Origin of the sequence: Streptomyces sp. ISL-100 (assembly GCF_018614615.1) — a bacterium.
In the GTDB taxonomy this organism is placed as follows: Bacteria; Actinomycetota; Actinomycetes; order Streptomycetales; family Streptomycetaceae; genus Streptomyces.
Window position 1 is genome coordinate 20,701 of sequence record NZ_JAGGOK010000136.1, and the last position, 10,955, is coordinate 31,655.

Here is a 10,955-nt window from a genome sequence, read left to right on the forward strand (position 1 = left end):
CGTAGATTTACGACATGGCTACCCCTTCAGCGTCTGCGATCCGCGTCGCCGTCGTGCTGCTCGCCGAGTCCTCGCTCTTCGAACTGGCCGTGCCGTGCGCGGTGTTCGGCCAGGGCGGCGACGAAGCCACACCGCCGTGGTACGAGCTCACGCTGTGCGCGACCGCCCCCGGTGTGCAGCGCGGCCCGGGCGGCCTGCGGCTGGAGGCCGAGCAGGGCATCGAGGCGCTCGACGCCGCGGACCTCGTCATCGTCCCGGCCTGCCTCATGAACGGGTACGAGCCCCCGGCCGCACTCCTCGACGCACTGCGCGCCGCCCACACACGCGGCGCCCGCATCGCTTCCCTGTGCTCCGGCGCCTTCGTGCTGGCCGCTGCCGGCCTGCTGGACGGCCGCGAAGCCGCCACGCACTGGATGTACGCCGACGAGCTGCGGCGCCGTCATCCGCGCGTCGACGTCAACGAGCACGCCCTGTACGTCGACGGCGGTGACATCCTCACCAGCGCGGGCACCGCCGCCGCCATCGACCTGTGCCTGCACATCGTCCGCGGCGACTACGGCACTGCTGCCGCCGCCGAGGTCGGGCGGCGCATGGTCGTGGCCCCGCACCGCGAGGGCGACCAGTCGCAGTACGCACGGCCGAAGGGGCCGGAGAGGCCGGCCACACCCACCGCCAAGGGCCTCGCCGCCGTGCTGGACTGGGCCGTCGCCCGCCTGGACCGGCCCCTCACCGTCGCCGAACTCGCGGCCCGGGCCGGCCTCGGCCTGCGTACCTTCGAACGGCACTTCGCCCGCGAGGTCGGCACCACCCCGCTGAAGTGGCTCAATCAGCAGCGCGTCGTCCAGGCCCGCGTACTCCTGGAGACCACCGACCTGCCGGTCGACACCGTCGCCGAGCGCAGCGGTCTGGGCACGGGCGACGGGCTGCGCCAGCACTTCCGCCGTGCCCTGGGCACCACCCCGGCCGCGTACCGCCGCACCTTCCGCGGCGGCGCCCGGCCGACCGCCGCCGCCGCCGCCACCGCCGGTCGAGCGAGGGGCGCGTAACGGGGGCCTGCCAGTCGCCTGCGGCGACGCGGCCGGCCGTGCCGCCGGCCGTGCGGTCTGCCCGCTGGATGGTCGGGTTCATGGTTCTGGTTCCTCCGGTGTGCATCCGGTTTCACCTCCGGGAATGACGCCCAACCCGCACGATCACCGGCGGAATTCGGACGTCGCGCAGACCGGCGACAACCGCCGGGCACGGGGGCAGGGCACACCCCCGGCCCGGGGATCCGCCCTAGGGCCCGCAGTGGGGTCAACCCTTACAAGAGTCGGGGGTGGGCCCGGTCGTTCGGGGGACGCGTGATCGCCGGGTTGTGGAGTGGAATCGCAGCATCGGTTCAACCGCTCCCCGGAGGCTCCCCGTGACCACCCGCGCCCACAAGCGTCCGCTCCGCCCGATGATCGCGGCATTCGTACGCTTCGTCGTCTGCGGCGGCGGCGTCGGGCTGGCGTCGAGCGGTGTGCTCGTGCTGCTCCACGACCGGATGCCGCTGGCTGTGGCCAACGCTCTGGTCACCGTCGTATCCACCCTGATCGCGACCGAGTTGCACGGCCGGGTGTCCTTCCGCAGCGAGCGCGGCGGCTGGGGGGTGCATCTGCAGTCGGGCCTCACGGTCCTGGTGAGCTACGCGTTCACGACGGGCGCGCTGCTCGGTCTGTACGCCGTCCAGTCCGCACCCTCGGTCCTGACCGAGCAGGCGGTCTACCTCTCGGCTTCGGCGCTGGCGGGAATCGGCCGCTTCGCGGTCCTGCGGCTCGTAGTCTTCGCCGAACGCCCGGTGCCGGCCGGGGCGGCGCTCAGCAGGGCGGCCGTGGTCATCGCGGCCTGATTCGTTCGCATTTGGTAGGAGGAGAGGCGAGAGGCGCATGCCCCTCGACGAGGGGGGTGACCGCCAGATCTTCCTGCGCGCCCGCAACGCCTGCCTCGCGCCGCCACCGGCCGCCGCCCGCGCGTGAGCCGGACGTGCGTGAGTGGGCCGCCCCTCGTCCGTAGGGGCGGCCCACTCCTCAATGCGCGCGTGCGTCGGTCAGCACTCGCGCAGGCCGGGCGCCGGGTCCACCGAGGTGTGGACGTCCACGGCGGCCATGTTGCCCCACTGGCCGTTGTCCAGCTGGGTCCAGTACCAGATGTTGTTGCCGCCCGGGTGGCTGTCGCCACGGCCCCAGCACGAGAACCAGCTGAACGTCGTGTTCATCTGTCCGCGCACCGCCGAGGCGTACGACCGGTGCTCGTAGCCCTTCGCGCCGGCCCGGTTGCCGCAGTACAGCTTGCCGTCCGAACGGACTCCGCATTCGGCGGCGGGTCCGGCCGGTGCGGCGGTGGCGGGTGCCGTGACGCCGGCCAGGCCCGCCGTCAGAGCGGTCGCGGCGAGGGTGATCGCGAGCTTCTTGCCAAGGTTCAGGTTCAGGTTCATGGTTTCTCCTTGAGGTGTGGTGCGGATTACGAACAGGTGGGCACGCCGTCGAGCCAGGCCGGGCCCTTGATGTAGATGTTGGTGATCCACGCCCTGTGGTCCGGCAGATAGGACCAGGCGTCGTTGGTGATGCCCTCGGCGGTGACGGACTGGGCATGCTTCTGGCACTCGATGCGCACGGACGTCGGGCCGGCGAACTTGATCACCCGCGCGCTCGTCGTGGACGCCTCGGCATGCGTCCACACGTCCGTGCCCCAGGTGCTGAACGTCCCTTGCCCCGGCGTGCCGTTGATGCGTACAGCTCCGAAGTAGTCACCGGCCAGGCGCACATCGCTGACCATGATCCGGGTGCCTGACTGCTTCGCCTCGACCATCTTCCCGGCGCCGAGGTAGATCGCGATGTGATGCACCTTGCGGGCGTTCCCGTAGACCAGCAGATCGCCGGGGACCAGCGGCCCGGTCCCCTCCGACGGGCCGAATCGGGCTGTCGCGTGCGCGGTGTTGTACTGGCTGTGGGCCGTGCCGTTCAGGATGTCCTGGCCGGTCGCTTCGGCGTAGGCGTACCTGACCAGGCCCGAGCAGTCGAAGCCGCGCCGCTCCGGGTCGTGTTCGCTGGCCGGGTCGGTGGGGTCCACCACCCCGTACGTGGGTCCCGGCGCCGGGCCGTGGCCGCCGCCCCACGAGTACCAGACGCCGATCTGCGAACAGGCGGCCCGTACCGCCTTTTCGGCCGCCGCCGAGGCTCCGGGTGCGAGGACGTCGCACCCTTCGGCGGCCGCCGTCCCCGCCGTCCCCGCCGTCCCCGCAGTCGTTGCCCGGGCCGGCTGCCCGGCCTGCGCCGGCCAGGCGATGAGCGACAGTCCGACGGCCGCTGCCGCGGCTGCCGCTCTCCATCGGTTGCGCATTGCTGATCCCCGTTCATCTTCCGTCGGACTTCCGGCTCTCCGGGTTCGGTTCGTTCGGTCCACCCGGTCCGGCCCTTCGAGCCTGGGCCGTGAAGCCGGCGGCTGTCGAGGTTCCAGCTGTCTCCTGGCGCGACAGGAAACGGGAAACATCCTGGGAAACGGCCCTCACGTCGGTGTTCCAGAGCCGTACGGTGCCGTCATTGCTGCTGCTCACCAGCGCGCGCGTCCGCGGGTTGAAGGCGACACCCCACACCGCGCCGCTGTGACCGGTGAGGGTGGCGGTGAGCCGGTGGCGCGTGGTGTCCCAGAGGCGGACGGTGCCGTCACTGCCGCTGCTCGCGAGCGTCAAGCCGTCCGCACCGCTGCCGGTGTCGAACGCGACCGCCCGCACCGCGCCGCTGTGGCCCGTAAGGGTGGCGGTGGGCCGGTGATGCGCCGTGTCCCACAGGCGCACCGTCCCGTCGTTGCCGCTGCTCGCCAGCGTCCGCCCGTCCCGGCTGTACGCCACACCGCGCACCGAACCCTTGTGACCGCGCAGCACAGCACGCGTCCTGTGGTCCGCCACCCCCCACAGCCGTACCGTCAGATCGTCACCGCCCGCCGCCAGCGTCCCGCCGTCCGGGCTGAAAGCGACCGCGTTCGCGAAGTCCTGATGGCCCGTGAGCGTGGTGAGGGACCGCCGTCGGCGTACGTCCCAGAGCATGACCGTACGGTCGGCGCTCGCCGAGGCGAGGAGGCGTCCGTCGGGGGAAAAGGCGATGCCGAAGACCGAACCGGTGTGTCCGGTGAGGGTGATGAGGAGCCTGTGACGGCGTACGTCCCAGAGTCTGACCGTATGGTCGGCCCCCGCGGAGGCGAGCAGGTCTCCGTCGGGGGAGAAGGCGACGCTGAAGACGGAACCGGTGTGTCCGGTGAGGGTGGTGAGGAGCCTGTGGCGGCGTACGTCCCACAACTTGACCGTACGGTCCACACTCGCCGACGCCACCAGCCGCCCGTCCGGCGCGACCGCCGACTGCCAGGCCTCCGCGAAGGGGCGCGCGGTCAGCGCCGTCCTGTCCAGATCCCACAGCACCGCCGACTGGTCGAAGCCCGCCGTCGCCACCACATTGCCGCCGCTGACGGCGGCCCCGAGCACGTAGTCGGTGTGCCCGGACAACGCGGCGGTCACCCGGTGACTCGCCGTGTCCCACACCTTCGCGGCGCCGTCCCCGCCCGCGCTGACGACACTCGCCCCGTCCGCGCCGTACGCCACCGCGTTGACGTCGTCGCTGTGGCCGGTGAGCGTGGCCCGGATCCGTTGGCGGCGTACGTCCCAGATCTTGACCGTACGGTCCGCACTGCCCGAAGCGGCGCTGCGCCCGTCCGGGCTGAAGGCCACCCCCAGCACGCCGTCGCTGTGCCCCCTCAGCGTCGCCCGCACGCTGCGCGCGGCAACGTCCCAAATCCGGACCGTACGGTCCAACGCCCCCGAGACGACGCTGCGTCCGTCGGCGCTGAAGGCGACCCCGTGCACGCTGTCGCTGTGGCCCCGCAGCGTCGCCCGCACGCGTCGGCGCGGCACGTCCCACAGGCGCACCGTGCGGTCCGCGCCGCCCGATACGAGGCTCCGCCCGCCCGGGCCGAAGGCGACCGAGCGTACGGCGCCTCCGTGGCCGAGCAGCGTTCCGGCCGGCTGACGGTCCGCCACGCCCCAGAGCCGCACCGTGCCGTCGGAGCCCGCCGACGCGATCAGCCGCCCGTCGGGACTGAACGCCACGGCGATCACCGGACCGCCGTGGCCCGTGAGCGTATCCACGGGGCTGCGATGGTCCGCCCCGCCCCACAGCCGCACGGTGCTGTCCGAACTGGCCGACGCCAGCAGCTTGTCGTCAGGGCTGAACGCCACGCCGTTGACCGGTCCCGTGTGCCCGCCGAGGCGGCCCGCGAAGTACCGCGCCTGCGTGCTGAGCAGCGCGCCGCGCGCCTCGGTGGTCGGCGCCGTGCGGTACGCCTCGGCCGCCAGGCGCATCGACGCCTCGGGCTGCCCCGACGCCAGCGCGCCGGAACGTACCGCCATCGCCTGGGACTGGGCGACCCGGCGCTCGTCGATGGCCCGTGAGCGCTGGTGGAACGCCGTCGCGCCCCCGAGGAGCGCCAGTACGAGCAGCGCCACCAACAGCACCAACAGCCTGCGACGGGTGCGCACCCGACGCCGCTCGGCCTGATGCCCGGCCACCTCCTGCGCCCGGCTCGCGTCGAGGAAGTCGGTTTCGTACGGGCCGAGGTCGGTTCGTCCGTCGGTCTGCTCCGCCCATTCCTGTACGGCGGCGAGCCGCGTCCCCCGGTAGAGGAGCCCGGGATCGCGGCCCGCACGCACCCACTCGGCGGCCGCCTCGGCGAGCTGTTGGTGGATGAGCAGGCCGGCCCGGTCGGTGCCGATCCAGCCGCGCAGCCGGGGCCAGGCGCGCAGCAGCGCCTCGTGGGTGATCTCGACCGCGTCGCTGTCCGCGGTGACGAGCCGGGCCCGTACGAACGCGTCGAGCGCCGCCTCCACGCCGCGCCGGTCGGGCAGTTGCTCCAGCAGCAGCTCGAGGCTCGCCCTGCGCCGGGTCGCCGCGTCGCTGTCCCCGCCCCCGTTGCCGCCGGCGACCCCGGCGCCGACCTGGACCAGCCGCACCAGCACCCGCCGCGCCATCTCCTGTTCGGCGGGCTGGAGCCGGGTGAACACGGCTTCGGCCGTCCGCGCGATCGCGCCGTGGATGCCGCCCGTCGTCTCGTAACCCGCGACGGTCAGCGTGTGGTCGGTACGCTGCTGCCAGGTGACCAGCAGCGCGTGGGCGAGCAGGGGCAGCGCGCCGGGCGAGGCCGCGGTGAGGTCGTCCGGGCTGCCCTGCCCGGTACTCCTGGCTCCCACGTCGCGCAGCAGCAGCCCGACGAGACCGGGCTCCAGGGTCAGCCCCGCGCGCTGGGCGGGAAGCGTGATGGACTCGCGCAGTTCGGCGCCGGTCATCGGGCCGAGCGCGAACAGACCGTGCGAGAAGACGGCCGCCAGCTCGGGGTGGTCGAGGCACCGGCCGCTGAAGTCGGCCCGTACGCCCAGGACCACGACGCCGGGCGGCCGGTCGTCGTCCCCCTCGGCGGGGGTGGCGAGGGCGGAGAGTACCGCGACGAAGGCGCGCCGCTCCGCCTCGTCCGCGCACAGCGTGAACGTCTCCTCGAACTGGTCCACCAGCAGCATCAGCCGCCCCGGTCCCGCCGCCAGCAGCGGCCGTACGGCGTCGGCAAGCCGCCGCGGCCGCACCCGCAACGACTCCGGGCTGACCTCGACGCCCGCCCCCAGCACCTCGGTCACGCACCGCAGCAGCTCCTTCAGCGGATGCGCGGTGGGGGTGCACACGACCACCGGCCAGCCGCTCGACCCCTCGACGGGCAGCGCGCCGCGCCGAAGCGCCGGCACCAGACCGGCCCGCAGCAGCGAGGACTTTCCCGCACCGGACGAAGCGACCACCGCGAGGGGGCCGTTGCCCGCCCGTTCGGCGAGCCGGCCGACCAGCTCGGCCGTCGCCCGCTCCCGGCCGAAGAACCATTGCGCGTGTTCGGGGCCGAAGGCCGCGAGGCCACGGTACGGGCACACCGCGTCGGCCGGGCCGGGGAGTTGCGGCGGAAGCGGCCGGCGCGCGGGCGGTACGTCGGCGACCAGCCGCACCAGGGAACCACCCGCTCCCAGCGCCTCGTCGCAACGCCTGGCCACGTCGGGTGTCGGCGGCTTGCCACCGTTCTCGATCTTGCTCAGGTAGCCCTTGCTGTAGTGGATCGACCGGGCCAGCGCCGTGAGCGAGATGCCGCGCTCGCTCCGCAGACGCCGTAGTTCTTCCCCGAAGGAGCATGCGCCCCGAACCCCGTCCATGCGGGGCACCGTACAGGCCGATTACTGTCAGTTTCCTAACGTAGTAACGCTTTTGCCTGAATTCTCGCGGGTGTGGCTTGTTCGACGCGGGTGCGGGGTAGGTGGCCGGGTCCTCCTCACGCCGCTGCTCGCGGCGTGACGACCATCAGCGCCAGCAGCGCGCCCGCCCCGCACAGCGCGCCGACGCCGACCCACAACGGGTCGTACGAACCGAACGCGTCCCGGGTAGCGCCGCCCGCGAACGCCGCCAGCCCGGCGCCCAGTTGGTGCGTCGCCGCGACCCATCCGAAGACGATGGAGCTGTCCTTGCCGTACAGCTCCCGGCACAGCGCGAGCGTCGGCGGAACCGTGGCGACGTCGAGCAGCCCGAACAGGACGACGAACGCGACGAGGGGCGCCCCGATGTGAGCCGACAGCAGGAGGGGCAGGGCGAGCAGGGTGAGGCCGCGCAGCGCGTAGTAGGCGGCGAGCAGGCGCCGGGGGTCGAGGCGGTCGGTCAGCCAGCCCGAGGCGACGGTTCCCGCGACGTTGAAGACGCCGATCGTCGCGAGCAGTGACGAGGCGAGCGTGGCGGGCATGCCGTGGTCGTGCGCGGCCGGGGTGAAGTGGGTCCACATGACGCCGTTCGTCGACGCGCCGCAGATCGCGAACGTTCCCGCGAGCAGCCAGAAGGGACCGGTGCGCGCCGACCGTGCGAGCACGTGAACGCTCCGCAGGGCGGCCGCCCCGGGAACGGTCGCGGACCGTTCCCGGGAAGCACTCGCGGCGTTCTCCGGAGCCCCGTACGGCCGTAGTCCGACATCCGTCGGACTGTCACGCAGCAACAGGAGTACGAGCGGCAGCGCGACCAGCGCCGCTACCACGAGCGTCACCGTCCCGGCGCGCCACGCGTACCGCTCGACAATCCAGGACAGCAGCGGCAGGAACGCGAACTGCCCGAACACGCCGGCCGCGGTGAGCGCACCGGTGACCAGCCCCCGGCGGCGTACGAACCAGCGGTCCGTGACGGTCGCGGCGAACGCCATCGCCATAGAGCCGCTGCCCGTACCGACGAGGACGCCCCAGGCGAGCACGAACTGCCACGGCTCGGTCATCACTGTGGTGAACAGTGCGCCCGTCGCGACGGCCGCCAGCGCGCCGCCGACAACCCGGCGCATCCCGAAACGGTCCATCAGGGCGGCCGCGAACGGCGCGGTCAGGCCGTACAGGACCATGTTCACGGACGCGCCGAAACCGATCGTCGAGCGCGACCACCCGAACTCCCGGTGGAGCGGGCCCACGAGCAGCCCGGCCATGGTCGTGAAGGCTCCTGCCGCGACGATCGCCAGGGCGGCGACCCCGGCGACCAGCCAGGCCCGGTGCACCCGTGTCCGTACCGGCAGCCGCTTGTCCGAACTCTCCGTGATCCGCATCTGAACCATGCGTCCGACCATCCGCCCGACGGCTGCCGCCGAACCAGTGGCGAGAAAGTCATGGTGTGAAAGAATCTCGCCATGCCCACCAAGACGGCGTTCCACGGCTTCCCCAGTCAGTCAGGAAACCCGCACCGCGTGGCAGTCCTTGTGCGCGACGGGCTGCTCACCATGGAACTGGGCATCGTCCACCGGCTGTTCAGACAGGCACTCTCGTCCACGGGGGAACCCCTCTACGAAGTCCTGACCTGTACGCCCGAGCCCGGCGACGTACGCACGGACGCCGACGTCACCGTCCAGGTCGCGCACGGTACGGACATTCTCGCCGAGGCCGACACCGTGATCGTCCCGGCCTCCGACGAGGACTACACGCCCCGCGCCGCACCCCACCTGCCGGCCGGACTGGCGAAGGCGCTGGGCCGGATCCGCCCCGGCGCGCGCATCGCCTCCATCTGCACCGGGGCTTTCGTCCTCGCGGCCGCCGGGCTGCTCGACGGCAAGCGCGCCACGACGCACTGGCGCTCCGCCGCCGACCTCCAGCGCCTTCACCCGCGGGTCCGCGTCGACCCGGACGTGCTCTACACCGACGACGGTGGCGTACTCACCGCCGCGGGCGTCGCCTCCGGCATCGACCTGTGCCTGCACATGATCCGCAGCGACCACGGCTCACGGGTGGCCAATGAGGTGGCCCGCAGCACGGTCGTCCCGCCGCACCGCGACGGCGGCCAGGCGCAGTACATCCCGCGACCTGTCACCGCCCCGCGCCAGTCGTCCACGGAACCCGCCCGCACGTGGGCCCTGGCGTACCTGGACCGCCCCATCAGCCTGCGTGAGCTCGCCGAGCGCGCCGCGATGAGCACCCGCACCTTCTCGCGCCGCTTCTGCGAGGAGGCCGGGCAGACACCGGTCCAGTGGCTCACGGGACAGCGCGTCGACCGGGCCCGGCACCTGCTGGAGGAGACGGACCTGCCGGTCGACCGGGTCGCGGCCGCGGTCGGCTTCGGCACGGCGGTGTCGCTGCGCCAGCACCTGCACGCCGCGCTGGGAGTCTCGCCGAGCGCCTACCGCTCCACGTTCCGGGGCGCGGCCGGCGGGGCGGGCACGGGGACCGTGGCTGCGACGGATGCCGACCAGCGCCGTCCGGCTTAGCCTGGGAAGGCTCGTACGCGCGTACTCCCGTACAACGAGGCGAGGAGCCAGATGTGAAGCCGGACGCCAGCATCTCCTACCAGGAGGTCGTCTTCAGGGACCGGGCCGCGGGATACGCGTTCCTCACCCGGTCGACGGCCACCAGCGAGAACACCATCGAGTGGGACGACGGCAAAACGTACCCCGTTGTCGATGTCGAGATCTCCTCCGAGAGCCACCCCTTCTACACCGGCAAGGCCCGGACAGTGGACACGGAGGGGCGGGTCGCGGCGTTCGAGCGGCGGTACGGTCAGGAGGGACAAGAAGGGCAGAGCGGGCGGGGCGGGCAGAGCGGCTCGGGCGGTCCGACCGGTGAGGGTCAGTCGTCGCCCGGATAGCGGTCGGCTACATGCCTTCCAGTTTCTCGTCGAGATCCTCGAGCTCGTTGTCCAGACCTCTGAGTTCGTCGTCCTCTTCCTCCTGGTCGAGGGCGTCCGGATCGATGTCCGGCTCCTCCTCGGAGAGAAGCTGGTCCAGCGACTCGCCCCGATGTGCCTCCTCCGCCGTGTTGCCGAAGGATTCCGCGGGGGACCAGTGCTCGGGGGGTGCGATGCCCGCGTCGAGCGGGTCGTACTCCAGATCGTCGCTCTCGAGCGTGTCCTGCGCGTCCAGGACCCCGTCGTCCTCGGGAGGAATGGTGTTGTCTTCGCTCATGTGTCCCACTCCGTGCCTCGTTCGGCCCGATTGGGCTGCCCACATTGCCCACGCTCCCGCAGGCGGGCGCCCCTCGCATCCGGAACGGAAGAAGACAACAGGGCCGTGGGATGTTCACCGGATGCGGTGCGGGTACGCGAGAACCAGAATGCCGACTGTGCGACGAAACAAGGAGGCGGTATGAGCGAGGAATCATCCGTTGCGAGGCCGAAGCCGTCGGAGGTGACGCCCGACAGCCTGCTGCACACCGGCGCCACCGACGACGTAACGCCTGAGGACCTGGTGCACTCCTCCGGGCGTGATGTGACTCCGGCGACGTTGGAGTGGGCGCGGCGCCGGCTGGAGAAGGAGGGCCGAGCGGCGATCGACACCCAGCTTCCTTAGTGCCCCGCGACAGCACACCCGCACACGCACTGCGCCCCGCACAGAACGGCCTGTGCGGGGCGCAGTGCGTG

The 10,955-nt window shown here is 72.4% G+C and carries 10 protein-coding genes; 5 read left to right on the forward strand and 5 right to left on the reverse strand.

What is annotated here, in order from left to right:
* The first annotated feature begins 14 nt into the window (after window positions 1-14).
* Together J7E89_RS39270 and J7E89_RS39275 are read left to right on the forward strand one after the other, a co-directional pair.
* The gene (locus tag J7E89_RS39270; RefSeq protein WP_214981175.1) at window positions 15-1,046 is read left to right on the forward strand and encodes a GlxA family transcriptional regulator; all 1,032 of its coding nucleotides are present in this window, start codon (window positions 15-17) and stop codon (window positions 1,044-1,046) included.
* Window positions 1,047-1,438: 392 nt separating this feature from the next.
* Window positions 1,439-1,870 (forward strand): hypothetical protein, encoded by a 432-nt coding sequence (locus tag J7E89_RS39275; protein WP_214981196.1) that lies wholly within the window; start codon window positions 1,439-1,441, stop codon window positions 1,868-1,870.
* Between the two features lie 198 nt (window positions 1,871-2,068).
* Here the strand turns inward: J7E89_RS39275 and J7E89_RS39280 are convergent, their stop codons facing one another.
* From J7E89_RS39280 to J7E89_RS39295, 4 genes are all read right to left on the reverse strand, one after another.
* Window positions 2,069-2,455, reverse strand: a complete 387-nt coding sequence (locus J7E89_RS39280; RefSeq protein WP_251061707.1) for a hypothetical protein — start codon at window positions 2,453-2,455, stop codon at window positions 2,069-2,071.
* A 26-nt stretch (window positions 2,456-2,481) separates the two neighbouring features.
* Window positions 2,482-3,360, reverse strand: coding sequence for a C40 family peptidase (locus tag J7E89_RS39285; protein WP_214981177.1), 879 nt, complete (start codon window positions 3,358-3,360; stop codon window positions 2,482-2,484).
* A 13-nt stretch (window positions 3,361-3,373) separates the two neighbouring features.
* Window positions 3,374-7,246: a helix-turn-helix domain-containing protein gene (locus J7E89_RS39290; protein WP_214981180.1), complete on the reverse strand. Its 3,873-nt coding sequence runs from the start codon at window positions 7,244-7,246 to the stop codon at window positions 3,374-3,376.
* Between the two features lie 116 nt (window positions 7,247-7,362).
* The gene (locus J7E89_RS39295) at window positions 7,363-8,658 is read right to left on the reverse strand and encodes an MFS transporter (RefSeq protein WP_251061710.1); all 1,296 of its coding nucleotides are present in this window, start codon (window positions 8,656-8,658) and stop codon (window positions 7,363-7,365) included.
* An 81-nt stretch (window positions 8,659-8,739) separates the two neighbouring features.
* Here J7E89_RS39295 and J7E89_RS39300 point away from each other — a divergent pair, with 81 nt between their 5' ends.
* Together J7E89_RS39300 and J7E89_RS39305 are read left to right on the forward strand one after the other, a co-directional pair.
* A complete protein-coding gene (locus J7E89_RS39300) occupies window positions 8,740-9,807 on the forward strand; it encodes a GlxA family transcriptional regulator (protein WP_214981185.1) in 1,068 nt (355 codons plus the stop codon).
* A gap of 53 nt (window positions 9,808-9,860) precedes the next feature.
* Complete coding sequence (locus J7E89_RS39305; RefSeq protein WP_308315764.1) at window positions 9,861-10,184, forward strand: type B 50S ribosomal protein L31; 324 nt, start codon at window positions 9,861-9,863, stop codon at window positions 10,182-10,184.
* 7 nt (window positions 10,185-10,191) lie between these two features.
* Here J7E89_RS39305 and J7E89_RS39310 read toward each other — a convergent pair whose 3' ends face one another.
* Window positions 10,192-10,500, reverse strand: a complete 309-nt coding sequence (locus J7E89_RS39310) for a hypothetical protein (RefSeq protein ID WP_214981188.1) — start codon at window positions 10,498-10,500, stop codon at window positions 10,192-10,194.
* 180 nt (window positions 10,501-10,680) lie between these two features.
* Here J7E89_RS39310 and J7E89_RS39315 point away from each other — a divergent pair, with 180 nt between their 5' ends.
* The gene (locus J7E89_RS39315; protein ID WP_214981190.1) at window positions 10,681-10,884 is read left to right on the forward strand and encodes a hypothetical protein; all 204 of its coding nucleotides are present in this window, start codon (window positions 10,681-10,683) and stop codon (window positions 10,882-10,884) included.
* Window positions 10,885-10,955: the final 71 nt, after the last annotated feature.